This is a genomic window from Pseudomonas sp. NFIX10 (assembly GCF_900111955.1).
Taxonomy (GTDB): Bacteria; Pseudomonadota; Gammaproteobacteria; order Pseudomonadales; family Pseudomonadaceae; genus Aquipseudomonas; species Aquipseudomonas fluorescens_AA.
The window spans coordinates 124,942-141,369 of record NZ_FOKH01000009.1 but is presented as its reverse complement, the minus strand read 5'-3'; the positions used below and the strand labels follow the sequence as shown (position 1 = coordinate 141,369).

At 58.9% G+C, this 16,428-nt stretch carries 14 protein-coding genes; 1 reads left to right on the top strand and 13 read right to left on the bottom strand.

The window, feature by feature from the left end:
* Nucleotides 1–10: 10 nt before the first annotated feature.
* The 9 genes from BM321_RS10850 to BM321_RS10810 form a co-directional block, all read right to left on the bottom strand.
* The gene (locus BM321_RS10850) at nt 11–1,357 is read right to left on the bottom strand and encodes a TldD/PmbA family protein (protein ID WP_092442505.1); all 1,347 of its coding nucleotides are present in this window, start codon (nt 1,355–1,357) and stop codon (nt 11–13) included.
* A 13-nt stretch (nt 1,358–1,370) separates the two neighbouring features.
* Nucleotides 1,371–3,086 (bottom strand): ABC transporter ATP-binding protein/permease, encoded by a 1,716-nt coding sequence (locus BM321_RS10845; protein ID WP_092442504.1) that lies wholly within the window; start codon nt 3,084–3,086, stop codon nt 1,371–1,373.
* A 59-nt stretch (nt 3,087–3,145) separates the two neighbouring features.
* A complete protein-coding gene (locus BM321_RS10840; RefSeq protein WP_092442503.1) occupies nt 3,146–4,858 on the bottom strand; it encodes an ABC transporter ATP-binding protein/permease in 1,713 nt (570 codons plus the stop codon).
* Between the two features lie 16 nt (nt 4,859–4,874).
* On the bottom strand, nt 4,875–5,291 hold the full coding sequence (locus BM321_RS10835; RefSeq protein WP_256573410.1) for an ExbD/TolR family protein: 417 nt from the start codon (nt 5,289–5,291) through the stop codon (nt 4,875–4,877).
* A gap of 2 nt (nt 5,292–5,293) precedes the next feature.
* Nucleotides 5,294–6,034, bottom strand: a complete 741-nt coding sequence (locus tag BM321_RS10830; RefSeq protein WP_092442501.1) for a MotA/TolQ/ExbB proton channel family protein — start codon at nt 6,032–6,034, stop codon at nt 5,294–5,296.
* A 40-nt stretch (nt 6,035–6,074) separates the two neighbouring features.
* Nucleotides 6,075–6,902: an energy transducer TonB gene (locus tag BM321_RS10825; RefSeq protein WP_256573419.1), complete on the bottom strand. Its 828-nt coding sequence runs from the start codon at nt 6,900–6,902 to the stop codon at nt 6,075–6,077.
* 5 nt (nt 6,903–6,907) lie between these two features.
* Complete coding sequence (locus BM321_RS10820) at nt 6,908–7,195, bottom strand: STN domain-containing protein (protein WP_092325974.1); 288 nt, start codon at nt 7,193–7,195, stop codon at nt 6,908–6,910.
* 269 nt (nt 7,196–7,464) lie between these two features.
* A complete protein-coding gene (locus tag BM321_RS10815; protein WP_092442499.1) occupies nt 7,465–8,427 on the bottom strand; it encodes a FecR family protein in 963 nt (320 codons plus the stop codon).
* Entirely contained in the window at nt 8,411–8,935 is a 525-nt protein-coding gene (locus tag BM321_RS10810) for a sigma-70 family RNA polymerase sigma factor (protein ID WP_092442498.1), read from the bottom strand. The genes BM321_RS10815 and BM321_RS10810 overlap by 17 nt, the downstream gene beginning before the upstream one ends.
* A gap of 507 nt (nt 8,936–9,442) precedes the next feature.
* On the opposite strand from BM321_RS10810, the gene BM321_RS10805 reads away from it, so the two are divergent.
* Nucleotides 9,443–11,881, top strand: a complete 2,439-nt coding sequence (locus tag BM321_RS10805; protein WP_092442497.1) for a TonB-dependent siderophore receptor — start codon at nt 9,443–9,445, stop codon at nt 11,879–11,881.
* Nucleotides 11,882–12,060: 179 nt separating this feature from the next.
* On the opposite strand, the gene BM321_RS10800 is transcribed toward BM321_RS10805, so the two are convergent.
* The 4 genes from BM321_RS10800 to BM321_RS10785 all read right to left on the bottom strand — a co-directional run bounded on the left by BM321_RS10800 (nt 12,061) and on the right by BM321_RS10785 (nt 16,376).
* Nucleotides 12,061–13,239 (bottom strand): MFS transporter, encoded by a 1,179-nt coding sequence (locus BM321_RS10800; protein ID WP_092442496.1) that lies wholly within the window; start codon nt 13,237–13,239, stop codon nt 12,061–12,063.
* A 68-nt stretch (nt 13,240–13,307) separates the two neighbouring features.
* Nucleotides 13,308–14,657, bottom strand: a complete 1,350-nt coding sequence (locus tag BM321_RS10795; protein WP_092442495.1) for an MmgE/PrpD family protein — start codon at nt 14,655–14,657, stop codon at nt 13,308–13,310.
* Nucleotides 14,654–15,541 carry a polysaccharide deacetylase family protein gene (locus tag BM321_RS10790; protein ID WP_092442494.1) on the bottom strand — a complete coding sequence of 296 codons (888 nt, stop codon included), beginning with the start codon at nt 15,539–15,541 and terminating at the stop codon, nt 14,654–14,656. The genes BM321_RS10795 and BM321_RS10790 overlap by 4 nt, the downstream gene beginning before the upstream one ends.
* Entirely contained in the window at nt 15,534–16,376 is an 843-nt protein-coding gene (locus BM321_RS10785; RefSeq protein ID WP_092442493.1) for a polysaccharide deacetylase family protein, read from the bottom strand. Before BM321_RS10785 ends, BM321_RS10790 begins: the two co-directional genes overlap by 8 nt.
* Nucleotides 16,377–16,428 lie beyond the last annotated feature (52 nt).

The following is a 16,428-nucleotide window of genomic DNA, read 5'->3' as shown; positions in this document are numbered from 1 at the left end:
ATTTTGCAGGTTATTGGCCGCCGATTCGCAGCCGGTCGATCAGGACCGAGCCGCTGCTGATATTGCCCTGGGTCAGGGTGTCGCTTCCCACCGCGACGATGCCGGCAAACATCTCGCGCAGATGTCCGGCAATGGTGATTTGCTCGACCGGAAACTGAATCTGGCCGTTTTCAACCCAAAAGCCTTGGGCGGCGCGCGAATAATCTCCAGAGGCCAGACGCACGCCATCGCCCATGAGGTGAGTGACGAGAAGACCCGTATGCAGCTTGCGCAGCATGGCTGGCAGGTCGTCCTCGGGCCGCGTCAGCTGGCTTTTAAGGGTAAGATTGTGGGCACCCTGGGCGTTGCCGGTGCTGACCATGCCGAGGCGCCGCGCACTGTAGGCACCGAGAAAATAGCCACTGACCATGCCACGCTCGACCACGGCCCGACGCTGTCCGGCTACGCCATCGGTATCGAAACAGGCGCTGGCCGTGCCACCGACAAGGAAGGGGTCCTCGAGCACGTCAATGTGCTCGGCAAAAATCACTTGACCAAGGCTGTCACGTAGAAAGCTCGAACCACGGGACAGTTCGCTTCCATTCACCGCCTGCAAAAAATGCTGAGTGAGGCTATGGGCAGCTCTGGGTGCGAGCAGCACCGGGCAACTGCGCGAACTGATTGAGCATCCGCCCAAGGCTTCAAGAGCAGATCGCGCAGCGCGCTCACCCGTGGCCTCCGGTGCCTGGAGGCGGTGCGGTGCAATTTGATAATCACTCCAGGAGTCCGGCTTGTTTTGCCCGTTACGATTGGCAATTACTCTGGCGGAGATGTTGTGGTCGGTACGGGTCGTCGTCCGGCAAAATCCTCGTGACGTCACCAGCTGGAATTGCGATCGCGAAGTGCTCAAGCTGGCTCCGTCACTGCGCACTTCACTGCCTGCCGCCCGTATGCCGGCCTCAACGCGGTGGGCATGTTCAAGCGCCTCCTCGATACTCAGGTTCCAGGGGTTGTCTAGCTTGAGGTCTGCGTAAAAGCGGCTAAGCCCGTCGTCATCCACCAATCCCGCGTGCGGGTCCTCATTGGTGTAGCGGGCGATATCCAGCGCCTTACTCACCATGCGGCCTAGGTTGCCCGCGCTGAAGTCGGTGGAGTGCGTGGTGCCTTGCCGATCACCGCGAAAAACCGTGAGGGAGAGCCCGCTTTTGGCATGTTGCGAGCGAGTGTTCACACGGCCGTCGATGACCTCGACGCTCAGGCCGGCCATCTCCGAGAGAGAGACCTTTACATCGCTCGCACCAGCCGCCTGGGCCTGCGCGATCAGGTCATGAGCCAACTCTGCCAGTTGCTCCTCGGTATAAGCGAACTGATGATCCATGGGTAACTCCGATTCAGAAAAAATATCCAGAAGCGCCTTCACGCTGCGGATGGTTGAACGAGAACGGCGGTGGCGCGTCCAGATCGAGTACGTGATCGTGCAGGCTGTCCAGGGCAGGTCTGTGGCTGATACTCACGACCGTGGTGGCTGGCAACTGAGCGAGCACATGGCGGTAAACGGTAAGCTCGGTCTCAGCGTCCAGCGCACTGGTTGCCTCATCGAGGAACACAAGGTCCGGGCGTTGCATGAGCAGCCTGGCAAAAGCCAGCCGCTGCTGTTCACCTCCGGACAACTTGTGTTGCCACGCGGCTTCTTCATGTAGCAGCACTGCGCATTGCGGCAACTGACAATCACGCAGCGCCTGCTCGCACTGCGCGTCACTGAACTGAGTCGCCTCGGCGGGGTAACAAAGTGCTGCTTTGAGCGTGCCGGTAGGCGTATAGCTGCGCTGGGGAACAAACATCACCTGCCAATGGCTCGGTGTCCGTATCATCCCGCTGCCATGTGGCCACAGGCCGGCGATGGCGCGCAGCAAGGTGCTTTTGCCGCGCCCGGAAGCGCCCTTGATCAGCCAGCGCTGGCCCTGGCTGATGTCGAGCGACCTGAGTGTCAGCAAGGGTTGGCCCAAAGGTTTGAGCAGATGCACATCGCGACAAATCAATCGGTCGCCACCCCGTTGCAGCTCAAAGCCATTGGGCTTCGCATCGAGCTTGTTGATTGCCCAACTGAAGTCCCGCAGCCGGTTAACCAGCGCCAACCAGAGGGTAAAGGTTGGGTACATCTGCACGAACAGGTTCAAGACGCTGGTCATTGCGCCGAATGCACCGCCGGCAGGCCCGCCGAGGCCACCTCGGATGCGCGCGACGTCGCCAAGGCTGATATCCCCGCTCATGTAGCGCGGCAACGCAAGCAGCAGAGGCAGCAGCGAAAATGCCTCGGAATAGGCGTCGCGGGCGAACATCAGCCTGGCGGTCCGTTTGATGATCGCCACCCAGTTGCTACGCACGCGTATGAATGCGCCAGATAGCCGCTGACCTTCTGTTTCGCCGCCATGATAGAAAGCGATCTGCTCCGCATTCTCGCGCAAGCGCATTGCCAGGAAACGAAACTCGGCTTCAACCGTTTGCTTGTGGTTATTGAGGCCTATCAGCGACTTGCCTGCCCAATGCACCACCGCCAGTTGGCCAAAGGTGTATGCGAAAGCAGCAAATAGCAGGTATCCGGGAATGGCCAAGGCCAGCCCGAATACACTGAATGACAACTCACCCGAAAGTCCCCAGAGCACCACCCCGAAGGACACGGCGCTGACCACGACTTGAATGATGTTGAGGATATTGTTGAGCGTAATGTCGACGAACTGGGCAACGTCCTGAGCGATGCGCTGATCGGCATTGCTGATCACGCCCTCGCGTTCAAGCTCGAAAAAGTGGTTGGCTTGCGTCCAGCGCTCTACATACTGACGCGTCAGCCAAGTTCGCCAACGCAACTCAAGTAGCTGCCGGAAGACTGAGCCGATGATCATCAATACTGGTGTGGCCAATGCCAACAAGAAGTTGAGCACCAACACGGGAAACAGCGTTGCCCAGTTCCGCGCGACCAGCGCATCGACCAGGTTGCCACCGGCTTTGTTCGCCCAGACGGCGACATACACCCCGCCCAAGGTAATGCTCACGCACACAGCGAACAACAGATAGGCCAGCCACTTCTCTTCCGAAACCCAGAACCCCATTACGAGACGGCCTATACTCGGCCGCAGTGCGCTGCTGTCGGTTCTTTGATCCGTAGCGCTCATGCGGGCACCGCATGTCGCGCGCAGGTGACGTTCAGTTGATATGGGTAGTAAGAATCGAGTTGCGGGTTATGACTGATGCTGATAATCGCGCTATTGGACAGGCGGGCGAATATCACCTGATAAAGCGCGTGCTCGCTGGCTATATCCAGCCCGCTGGTGGCCTCGTCAAAAAAGACGAATTGCGGTTTTTGCAATAACACTCGCGCAATGGCCAAGCGCTGCTGCTCGCCGCCAGAGAGCACTTTCTGCCAGTCGTCACATAGGCTTAAAGACTCCGCTCGCTCGCTCAAGCCGACATCGAGAAGCGCCTGCCTGCATTGCTCCGTGGTGAACCTGGCCTCAACATCCGGGTAGCAGAGCGCGGCTTTCAAGCTGCCCTCTGGAATGTAGCTTTTTTGCGGGACGAACAGCGTGGTGGCCTGAGCTCCAGGCAATGTGATGTCGCCGTTGCCATAGGGCCACAACCCGGACAGCGCGCGCATCAATGTGCTTTTGCCGGAACCCGAGGCCCCTCTGATCAACCAGCGCTGGCCTGGTTCTATGCGGATGGCGGCCACATGGCTCAGCAGTTCGCCAGTGGGTGCCTCCAGCGCCAGGGGCGACGCAGTCAGTACCGCCTCGCTTGAGCTTTTAAACTGGATACCCATGCGGTTGAATTGCAGTTTGTCCAGCGCCGCCTTGAAGTCACGCAAGCGGTTGGCAGAGGCCAGCCAGATGCTGAAATCGACATAGCTGGTGATGAAGTAGTTCAGCGAGGAATGAACACGTTCAAAGGACGCAGTAATCTGAGTGATGTCCCCCAGAGAGGCAGCACCTGACAAGTAACGCGGCATCGACAGTGCGGTGGGGACCAGGCTGCCAATGTGAAAATAGGTCGTATTAGTGATCAATAGCTTGCTGGTGCGGATCATCAACGCGACAAAGTTGAGTTGTATCTCTCTGAACTGCCGCATCATGCGGCGTCCCTCTTGGGGCCCACCGCGATAAAATGCGATTTGTTCAGCGTTTTCGCGCAGGTTCATCCCCAGCGCACGGAAGTCCGCCTCGACTGTCTGCTTGCGCGTATTAAGGGCAATCAGCGGCTTGCCCATCCATTGGGCTATCAGCATGCCCAGCAGTGAATACAGGAGCGCGGCGTAGAGTAGGTAACCAGCAATCGCGTAGTGGGTTCCGGCCAGGTCGAACTCGAGAGTACCGGACATTGACCACAGGACCGCACCGAACGTGAAAGCATTCACTACAGTCGTTATTGTCCCCACGCTCAAGGACAGCGCGCGCTGTACGAATACGTCGATGTCTTCGGCCACGCGCTGGTCCGCATTGCTAAGCAGCCCGTCGCGCTCGACCCCATAAAACCGCTGATCGGCGGTCCACTGGTGGATAAAACCGTGGGTCATCCAGGTTCGCCAGCGAATGCGCAAGTAATCCTGCGCCGCATAATTGATGATGGCCAGAAACGCCATTGTCATCCCCAACGCCAACCCCAATCCCAGTGCCCCCCACAACGTAGGCCAATCGCGTGCGACCAGCGCATCCGTCGTTGTTGCCACAATCCGGATTGCCGCGAGGGACACGTAGACCGAACCGAAGTTGATCGCGAGATTGGTCGCTAACAGTCCCCAAGCCCAATACCGATCTTCAGAAACCCAGTAGGGCAGCAAAAGCTGGGCGAGCGAGGGCCTGGCAGTGGTTTTTACAGCACTGGTCATAGGGGTACCAAAGGACTCAAGGCGTTGCTGGTTTGGCTTCAGTCACGAAGTCGATTTTGCTCAGGCCGCCACCCTGTGCCGCGGATAGCACTATGGCGACCCGCTCGTAGCGCACGGCCTTGTCGGCGAACAGGCGCACATTGGGCACGGGATCCTGCACTGCAGCCACTGCGATGCGTTGCTTGAGTTGCTCGTCATCCAGTGCTTCCTTGTTCCACAGCACCTGGCCGTCGGCGGTGATCGATACATCGATCGCATCTGGCTGCTTTTCCATCGCGTGGCTGTCGGCTTTGGGCAGCTCAAGTTTCACCGAATGGTTGATGACGGGAAGGGTGATGATGAAGATGATCAACAACACCAGCATGACGTCGATCAACGGCGTCATGTTGATATCGGACATCACGTCGTCGGCATCGAACTGTGAGCCACCCATGCTCATGCCTGTGCCCTCTCGACGATCGTGTCGGAAGCTGCCGCGGCAGGCTGTGCCGCATTGCCCGCTATGCTGACGCGGGCGCCGGTGAGGAAGTAAGCGTGCAGGTCGTGAGCGAATCGCCTCAGCGCATGACTCACGCTTTTGTTGCGGCGCGAAATCGCGTTGTAACCCAGCACTGCGGGGATGGCCACGAACAGGCCGAACGCCGTCATGATCAGTGATTCGCCTACAGGCCCGGCAACTTGGGCCAAGGACGCATCGCCCGACGTTCCTATCACTTTGAGCGCGTGGTAAATACCCCAGACGGTACCAAAAAGCCCCACGAACGGCGCGGTGCTGCCAATCGACGCCAGCACCGCCAAGCCCATTTGCAAGCGTGACAAATGCTCCTCCACCACATCCTTGAGGCAACGTGCCAACCAGTCACTCAGGTCGAACCGGCTGTGCAGCTGGGAGCTCTGTTGCTGCTGGTGAGCATTAGCGGCAACGCCGGCCTGGGCCAGATGAACGAAGGGATTGCCGGGGCCAGTATTGAGCTGCTTCACACCCTCCTCGAAGCTTTCGGCGCGCCAGAACGATGTCACCGCGCAGCGCGTCATGCTGCGTAGCTTGATCAACTGCCCAGCCTTGATGATCATCACTCCCCAGCTCAGTATTGACATGATCAGCAGTACGAACGCGATCGTTCTCGACACCATATCCGCTGTTTGCCAAGCGTAGGCCAACCCCATTTCTTGCATGATCAATCCTCTTCTGTGGCACTCGAGCATCGTCGAGCGGTTATTTGCTCAAATTGAAGTCAACGGTTTGCACCGCGCGCACCGAGATGGCTTGACCACCTTCTATGTAAGGGTTGCAAACAGCGCCTCGTACGGCGGTAACTGCGGCCTCGTCAAGGTCTTCATTACCACTGCTGCGAACGACATCCGCGCGCTGTACCAGCCCTTTAGGGTTGATTTCCAGGCGTATCAGCACTTGTCCTTCGGCATGTAGCCGCCGGGCTCTACGCGGATAATCCGGGGCTGGCACGCGGCAGCCTACGGAAGGCACGTCCTTGGGCACTGCGGAGGGCAGATCCATCAGCTTTTGCGCAACAGGGGCCGCCTGGGCCTGTGTCGAATTCGGGTCAGGCTTGGCTTCAGTGGGCTTGCTCGGCTCGACCGGCTTTTGCTCGACCACAGGCGGCGCTTTCTTCGGTTCAGGCTTGATAACAGGCTTGGGCTTAAGCTTGGGCTTCACTTCCTTTGGCTTGACCTCGGGCTTGGGCGGCGCCTGCTCTATCGTGCGTGTTGCCGACTCACTGGTGAGCACGGCAGGCTCCGGCGCAACGGGAGCTTCGACCACCGGTGGCGGCACCACCACGGGTGGCGGTGGAGGCATGGCGACCAGGCTCACGCGTACACTGGCGACAGGCGCGGAAGCGTCCATCGTCAACTCTCGCTTGCTCACCTGGGTGACCAGCAGTACCAGCGCCGCGACATGAATTAACACTGCAAAGCTGAACGCCATGACGATAGGCAAGCGGTTTTTTTTCGGCTCGGCAACCTCGCCAATTCGGCTGACATCCCAGCCGCGTCCGCGGGGGAGCTGTTCTACACGCACATTCATATTGGTCACACGCCTCTCCCTGCACTCGTACGCTTGACCTGGATCTCCGCTGGCTGCAGGGTCAGGGTTCCGTTGGCCGTGAGCACCAACTCGAACCCCGAGCTATGCAGGAGCATCCGCGCAGCGTCGTAGCCGCTGAAATGGCCGCGAACGCCATCACTGTGCATCTGGCTGATCAAGCCTGGGTCAAACACGATCGAGCACCCGTTGAGGCGTCCAACTTCAAGCAGCGCGTTGCTCAAGGTGCCGCCAGCTATCGAGTAATCTCGCTGAGCGGCCAAGCTGCAAGCCATACTGCTTCCACAACTTCCTGCCATCAACACCGACAGGCTCACGGCCTGGGCAGACCGAAAATTACGCTTGGGAAGGAGGGAGAGCAGCACGATAGTTATCGCCTAACAGTTATTCTTACTACCTATGTGCAACGAGGAAGTAAAAGCGTGAGGGGCGAATGCGATTATTTTGGTTTTTTTTTCGCAGAGCTGGGGTGAAGGCAGGAATGGTGCGGGTTTTGGTCAGTTAAGCAAAGGGTGAGGAGCGCGCGAGCAGGCAAGCGCAGACGTCAGGCAGCGCTGATGCTGACCCAGAAACCCGTGGCTCGCTGTACGATGATCGGCAAGGTTTGCGCTATCGATTCGATGGCATTGTCGCTGTCGTCCAGCGGGAATATGCCACTCACCCGCATGGCGGCAGCTTGAGAATCCAGCCGCACCACGCCGGTACGATAGTTACGCAGGGCTTCGATTACGGTCGCCAGTGGTTGGTCATCGACCACCAGCAGTCCCCGCGTCCAGCTGCATTCGGCTACGGCGGAGATAGGGAAGACATTGAAACCATTCGTACCTACCGAAACCCCTTGCCCTGCGGCAAGCAAGCGCGAATTGCCGGTCGCATCCCATACCTGCACAGGTCCGGTGAGGGCCGCTACCCTGAAGCCATCAGTCAGATGGCGGATGGACAGGCGACCACTGCCGAGTTCCACTCTGCCGCCTGCCAACTGAATGTTAAGAGGGAGCCTGGAAGCGGCTGCCTGCAGCAGCATTTCCCCTTCAATTAATTTGATCTTGCGCTTGCCGCGAAGCTCATCGATATCGATGTTGACCGCGCTGCGCGCATTGAGCGTGAGCGAACTGCCGTCACCCAAGGTCAGGGTACGACGCTCTGAGGTGCGGGTCGAAAGATCGGCGAAGAGGTTGCCGACCGGATAGGTTCTATCGACCAGCGCTCCCCCCACTACGCCTACTGTTGCCAGGCAGAGGGCATTGCGCAGGAACTCACGACGACGCGACGGTGCCAGCAATGTAGAGCGCACAGCCTGATGCTGAGTGGTCGCCAGCTTGAGCGGAATCCGGCCCAGAGTCGCCTCTATGTAGGCGCAGGCCTGATCGTGCTCCGCGCTGCGGGCTCGCCAGGCGGCGAACTCGTGCTCATCATCGGGTGTGGCCTCACCAGAACGCAGTAATACCATCCACTCGATAGCCTGCTCGGAGGCGTCGTCAATACTGCTCTTAGATACCTTGCTCATGGCGAGCCGCCTCGTAACAGCACCGCAGTGCCTTGACCATGTATTGACGAACTCGAGCAGCCGAGACGCCGAGCAGTTCACCAATTTGCGCGTAGGTCAAGCCGTCGAGCTGGCTATAAAGGAAAGCGCTCCGGGCGTTGACCGACAGCCCCTCCAGTGCCTTATCGACGGCCAGTAGTGACTCCATCAGCAGGTGCTGCTCTTCCGGCGAAGGATGACACGCCTCGGGGGCCAGAGCCAGAGCGTCCAAATAGGCTCGTTCCAGGTCCCGGCGACGCGACAGTTCATACATGACCCGGTTGGCGATGGTGGTGAGCATCGCCCGCGGCTCTTTCACTTCTTGCAGGGTGGGCATTGCGGCCAACTGGGTGAAGGCCTCGGAAGCGACATCTTCGGCGTTGTACCGGCAGCCAAGCTTGTACCGCAAGCGCGCGGTCAGCCAGCTGTAGTCGCTGCGAAAGACTACAGTCAGTAAATCGGATCGAATGAGAGAATCAGTGGCGGCCATGAATGCACCCGTTCAACGGCAAATAAATACGCTCGACACAGGCTGTCTGGTGACTTGGTCAAGCGGCTGGGCACATGCAAGCAAGTCTTGGGCCAGTATAGCGAAGCAGTTGAAGTAACACCATTGATACGCAGTGTGGTCATCATTGAGCGCCATAGTGACGCGGGAGAAAACCGCAGCGCACCATCATTGATCGAAGGAGGGAAACAGCGCTGCGCAAATTTTTCCAATTCCTTCTGCGGGCTTGACGAGTGTTACCTGGATTCACTTGGGTAAAGCGATAAACTATCAGTTGTAGGAAATTTACTCGGCAACGCCACTGCCGGAAGACACTGCCTCCCGACGCCCTAATGTCCTTTTTCAACAAGGACGACGTAGCGGCTGCAATCTTCAACGATTCAAAAAATACATTTTTTTCGTCAGGCCTCTCACGCTTTTGACATCTCGTCACACAGAACCAGTAACCGAATGTTTTGGTTTCCTGGGGACAAGGTGGAGCGCAAACGTATGGCATCAAGCTGCAATTTGGCAAAACTCGCTTTGGCTATTTCGCTGGTTTCCGGAGTGTCACCTGTGCAAGTTGTCCTGGCGGCAACCACGCAAGAGGCCGCAGCGCGGTTCAATATTGCTGCGGGCTCGCTGGATCAGACACTTCTGGCTATCGGGCAACAGACCGGGAGAACCATATCGTTCGACCCGGCATTGGCTAAAAATTACCGCGTGCCGGCAGTTACCGGTCTCTTGAGCGCCGAGCAAGCCATCGCCCAGGCATTGCGCAGCACTGACCTGCGCCTGGGTATCACCAGCAACGGGACACTGACCGTTGAACGTACTCCGCAAGCCGCCGCGTCGCCAGCAGCGACCAATAACGATGCCGTACTTCCCAGCATAACCGTGAGCAGCAGCACCGAAAACGAGGATGCGGAGGTCTACAATCCAAGCAATGCCACTGGCGCAATGCGTGGCAACACCTCGATTCAGGAAACTCCACGCTCGGTTCAGGTACTCAGTAACAAACTGTTGACCGACCGCCAAGCCGTTTCCCTCGAGGACGCGTTGCGCAGCTCTGGCGGCGTAACAACCTGGCAAACTAACCGCGGAGCTAACACTTACTTCATTCGGGGTTTCGCCGTTGCGAACACCAGCACCAATGGAGTAGCGGATGTTGGCGCCGGCGCTACACCCATTGAAGGGTTGGACCGTGTCGAAGTCATCAAAGGTCCGGACTCCATCATGACCGGTAGCGCGGGGGCGTCGGGTTCGATCAATCTGGTCCGTAAAGCGCCAATAATCACGCCATTACATCAACTTCGCGTGGATGTGACCGACAAGGGCGAATTTCAGCAAGCGCTGGATCTGGGGGGGGCGTTAAGTGATGACAAACAGTTCAGTTATCGACTTAACATGATCCATATGCGTGCCAATGAGAGCGAGCCGGATTACAACGGCGGTCGTCGCGACTATATCGCTCCTGCATTACGTTGGAAGGATGATGACACCAGCCTGACGATTGGCGCAGAATTCCAAGGCCGGCGAGGCACTCCAGGCGCTGCGACGTACCTTTACCAAGGCAAGCTACAAAAGCTTTCCAATTACCGCATCACCGGCAAGGATGATCGAATTACCGGTGATACCAAAGCAGGTTATTACGAATTCAGTCACAACTTCACGGACAACCTCACGTTTGAAAGCAAGGCGACCTATACCCGTGAAGAAGATCAGGTTCACCTATGGGAGCCAGGGGGGGGTGGTGGTGCTCCGGCTTTCGGGCCGAACGGCTTGATCCGCGCCAGAGGCCTGCAATCCGGAACGAACACCGATTCCTTTAGCACCCAAAATAATATTATATACACGTTAACCACGGGTATTCTCGAACAGAAACTTCTGGCTGGGGTTGACTATCAACACTACACAACCGACACGTTTGACACTGCAACTCGGGCTTCAGCCAGTGGCAACCTCAACCTGGGCGAGGACTTCGATCTACCTGAATTCAGTTACACATCACCCAACTATTACCACTCTGGGAATTACGTTCAGACCCAAAAGGGACTGTTATTGCAGGACTTGGTCAAGGTGGGCGATAAGACACACGTCATGCTCGCCGCGAGACGCACTCTGTACGATGCCGACTCGACCCTTTATATCCCCGACCTGCCCGACTACCCGGCCAATAGACGTGGCACTTCCGAAACACAGAGTTTCAAGAGCAGCAAGTGGGTACCGAGCTACGGCATCAGTTACGACATCACGCCCGATGTAACGGTGTATGCAAACCATTACAAAGGTTTCCAGGCCAACAACGTTGCTGATAACACCACTGGCGTGCCGCTGCCTCCTAGAGAAAGCGATTCAAAGGAGGCCGGGGTAAAAGTGAAGTTCAACGACGACGCTCTGACCTTGACCAGCGCCATTTTCCAAATGGAAGAAACCGGTGTACCCGTCTCCAATGGGTTTGGCCAAACTATCGGTAGCCAAGGGCGTAAGTCCAAGGGGGTGGATTTTGACCTGGCCGGTGAAATTCTTCCGGGTTGGGCAATCAATGCCAGCTACACCTATAGTGATTTCGCCGAGCCGCCAGCGCCACAAACGAGGGTTCCCTCTTTTTCCGACTCCCCTCAAACGGTCGGTCAGCCAAAGCACTCTGGCAGCGTCTGGACTTCCTATGAGCTATTGGATGGCACGTTCAGAGGCTTGGGAGCGGGGATAGGCGTGAATGCCTATAGCAGCACAACAAACGGGTACGCTTCCGGCTTCAATTACTTCACCCTTCCGGGCGGGGCTCAGACTGACGCGTCGGTTTTCTACCGGCAGAAAGATTGGTCATTGACGCTGGGTGTCAAAAACATCTTTGACCGCACGCTTTACTCGTACACGGCGACGCCGGACTATGTCGGGGTGCGGCCTGAGCGTACAACCCGGTTGACGGCGACCTATAACTTCTAAAACGGCTCAAACAAAAAACCGGCCTACACTCTGGCCGGTTTTTTTCGTAAAAATATCAAGGGTAGGGAGGGGCGGTTGGCGGAAAGAACAGGGACGCGCAAAAAGATAATCAGAGATTTCTAAACTATCGATCACTGATCGCTTGCGAGGGTACCCCCAGGCTCAATCCATCAATCCCATCACTTCTGCACGACCGCCACCCGACGCCCGCTCATGAAACACAGCAGCCCACCCATCGCAGTCAAGGCGCTCAAGGCATAGAACATCGTCGGTGCCGGGGTTTGTATCAGCAGGTACCCGCAGATCACCGGGCTCAGGGCGCCGCCGAGGGCGGCCAGGTTTTGGGCGCCGTAGTAGCTGCCGCGCAGTTCTTCCGGGGCCAGGGTATCGACGAAGAGAAATTCGGCTGGGTAGATGATCATTTCACCGAGCGTGAAAATGAACATCGCCACGCACCAACTCAGCATGTCGTCCGCCAGGCTGAATCCGATCAGGCCAAGAATGAACAGGCTGGTGCCCGCAGCGATCCAGTAGCGCAGCTTCTCGCGATCGAGGAACCGGCCGATCTGGTATTGCAGCAGAATCACCGTGATGGCGTTGCAGGCGAGCAGGGCGGCCATGATCTCCAATGCGCGCTTGGCGTCGTGGGTGACCAGCAGGTATTGCGACAGATACAGCGTGAAGCGTCCGTGCACCACGGTGCTGAGCAGGCAGCCGCAGGTGAACATGATCAGGGTGCGGTCGTTTTTCAGGGTCTTCAGGGTCTTGAGGAAACTGGGCGGTGGGCCCATGGCCGCTGTCGGCGTTCCATCGCCGGGGATTCCCATCATCAGAAAGATGCTGGAGAACGCGATGCCCGCGGCGATCAGGAATGGCGCGATCGGATAGACCCCCGCAATCACCACGCCGAGCATGGGGCCGGTGGCGTAGCCGATGTTGGTCAGGGTGTAGCGCAGGGAAAACGCTTTGGCACGCTGGCCGATGGGCAGGTTTTCGCTGAGGATCGCTTTGGAGCCGATCAGAAACAGGGCCGACGCGGTCTCGGTGATCACCACGGTCAGGGTGGTCAGGTAGAGGTTTTCGGCAAAGGTCAGCAGGACGAAACCCACGGCGCTGGAGAGCATCGCCAGGATCAGCAGTCGGCGCTTTTCCAGGCGATCGATGATGTAGCCGCCGTACAGGGCCAGCAGGGTGGCGATGAACACCGCGATGCCCAGCAGCAAGCCGACATCTTGTTGATTGAGGCCCAATTTGGTGCTCAGAAACAGCGTGAGCAACGGGCTGGTAATGGCGCGGCTGACCACGATGGTCAGCGAAACGATCATCAAGCGTCGAATAACGAGGGAGTAAGTGGCCACGGCGGGCAAATGTCCTTATTCAGATTGTTGGCGTACACCGCGATGACGCCCGAGCCGTCAATACCTGATCAACCCAGCCACCGTTCCAGCGTACGTATCGATTCCAGGTCTTCCATGCGTCGCAGTTGCTTCAGCAGTTCCGCGGCCCGTTCCTGCGGCATGACCCGCGTCGTCAAGCTGAAGAACTTCTCATCCAGGGCCTTATCGGCAAGTGGATTGCCCGGCGCTCCCAAGGGCATTTCCACACACAGGCTTGCCTGCCGGCCGTCCACGGTCCGTAGCGTCACCACAGGCTCGCCATCCTTATCCAGTCGCGGGTCCACTTCAAGCTGGATGCGCGACATGCACTGAATCAGCAGCGGATCGTTGCGTTGCCAGTCATCATAAGCGTGCAGTCGGCAATGCCCATGCACCAACCGCGCGGCGAGGGCATACGGCAGGCTCATTTGCGCGGCTGCGAGGCGGGTGACATCTCGGCCGCCACACATGCCGTGAAGAAAACCGCTCAGCCGAACGTGCACGTTTTCGACCTGGTCGACGGGTACCTGCAATTGCTCCAACAACTGGCCGAGGGCATCGATGGCCGAATGGGTACCCCGACAGGAGGCATGGGGTTTGATCGAGCAGCGAGCAAGCTTCCAGTTCACGCCGAGCTCTGCATCCAGCGCTTCGGGCCTTGAAGTCGCTGGGGCGAGGGTGTTCAGAAAACCGCCCCAGACGTCATCGAATAACTGCGTTGGCCCGCTGATGCCTTGTTGGGTGAACCGCGCAGCCAACAGGCCACCTTCTGCGGCGCGCCCGCTGTGCAGCTTCTTGCTGTGCGAGCCGTCGTGAATGAAGGCCCACAGGCCACCGCTGAAGCTGCCGGCAATGCCCAGTGCCATCAGGGTTTGCCGCGTATCCAGACCCAGGATGCGCGCACTGGCGGCGGCTGCGCCGAACACCCCACAGGTCGCGGTGGAGTGCCAACCGGCACCATTGTGGGCGCTATAGCCGCCGCAGGCTTCGAGCACTCGGCGACCAACCTCATAGCCGATCACGACGGCGCTGATGAATTCACGACCACTCACGGGCCGTGCGCGCAGCGAAACCGCCGCCATCGCCGCTGGCAGCACGACGGCCCCGGAGTGATCGCAACCGCCGGTGTCGTCCAGCTCCAGCGCATGGGCGGCGATGCCGTTCAGCATCGCTGCCGGGCCCGCGTCGACCTGCAGATCGGTTCCCCAAACCGGTACCTCGCCCGCTTCACCGGCGAACACCTTGTGTGCTTGCTTGGCGATATCGCTCTCGGCGCCAGCCAACGTTGCGCCGAACGTATCGAGAATGTGCCGCTTGGCTTGCGTTACCAACGCAGGCGATAGATCTTCAAACCGCAGATCGACACAGAATTGCGCCAACCGTTGCAAACGTTCGCTCATGAGACGTAATCCCGGTAATGGCGCTCGTACACCGATGCGGGATGGTCCACAGCCGTCGGTGCCGCGCTGTTTGCCCACCATTGCGCGACCTCGGCGCCGGTGGTGATCCACACGTCATCGTGCTGTTGAATGCCCTCGATCAGCTCGCGCAACACGCCTATCCGTCCCGGCGTGGCGATGATTTCCGGGTGCAGGCGAAGCACGTAGCACAGGCCGAATCGGTGAAACCCGGCGAAATCCATTTGCAGGTTGCCCAGGGTGTGGCTGTAGGAGGCGATCCGTGATTGTGCCGGTGGCACCGCCGGGCTCAAGTTGAAGGCGAAGTAAGGTTCGTCTTCCAGCTCATAGTGCAGCGGCACTTCAATGACACCGGGCGCAGTCGGGTGAGCGAATGGCAAGTCGTCGCCTCGCCATGACGAGGACCAGCGGATGCCTTGGTCCTTCAACGCGCCGATGAATCCCGGCGCACCATTGCCCGCCGGGATTCGAAAGCCGACCGGGCGCTTGCCGGTCAGCCTGGCCAGGGTCTCGCAGCCCCTGGCGACATCGGCGCCCTGGGCGACCAGGTCTAGCGCATCGTAATCCTGATGACGGTAACCGGCGCAGGCGATCTCATGACCGTCGTCCTGGATCGCCTGGATGAGCGCTGGGTTTTCCTCGGCAACGATGCCGGGGACGAACCAACTGCTGCAGACCCCGAGTTCCTTGAACAGGCCGAGCAAGCGTGTCACGCCGCGTCGGGTACCGTAGCGCCATACCGACAAGGTTTTGTCACGCCCGGCAACTTCCGGGGCTTGCGTGAGGATGCCATGGATGTCGTTGTAATCGACGGTTAGTACCACAGCGCAGCGATAGCCTTCCGGCCAGATGGAGGAATCAGCCATGGCGGTGCTCCTTCAACCAGAAGTGGGCGACGTCGCGGCAGGTGGCGAACCACACGTCATCGCGCCGACGCATGTGTTCGAAAAGCTGTTCCAGCAGCAGGATGCGTCCCGGTTTACCAATGATCTTTGGATGGAAGAGGGTGGTCAGGCACAACCCTTCGTCCATCGCGCCGTCATATTCGCGGCACCAGTTGTCCAGGGTCAGCGCGTAACCGGCCGTACGGTCCAACCCGGAAGGAAAGTTCGGCGCGCGGGTGTAGGCGAGGGACGCGTAATCGTCCATTTCCCATCGGCCTGGGATTTCCACCAGCGGCGTATCGAAACCCGCTACGTCCACCAGGTACGGTCGGTCATCGCCGCGCATGCTGCTGGAATAGGTCACGCCGGCTTCCACCAGCATGGCCGGGGTTTCGGCGCGCCAGTCGCCGGACGGCGTGCGAAAGCCTTCGGCGCGGATGTGCAGGTGGTTCCAGAACACCTCGCGGGAGATCTGCATTACCTCCTTTTGCCGATCCAGTGTCAGGGCATAAAAGGATTCGTGTTTGTAGCCGTGATACGCCACTTCATGCCCACGCTCGACAATCGCCTGGCATTGTCTCGGCCAGTTCTCCACGACCCAGGCGGGGACGAAGAATGTCGTCGGGATCCGGAACTCGTCGAGCAGATCGAGCAGGCGCGGCAGGGCCCGGTAAGGGCCATAGCCGCCGAACCCGAAGTATTCGGGTTTGCGCCAGATCGAGCCGTTGAGCATGGCGTCACCGGTCGGGCCATCGAGATCGAAGGCGAGGGCCAGGCAAGCCTTGTGCGGCTCGGGCCAGGTAGGTGAGGAGGGCATCGGTAGGGCTCCATCTTTATTCGTTGACACCAGACTCTGTTGTGGAAGCGGG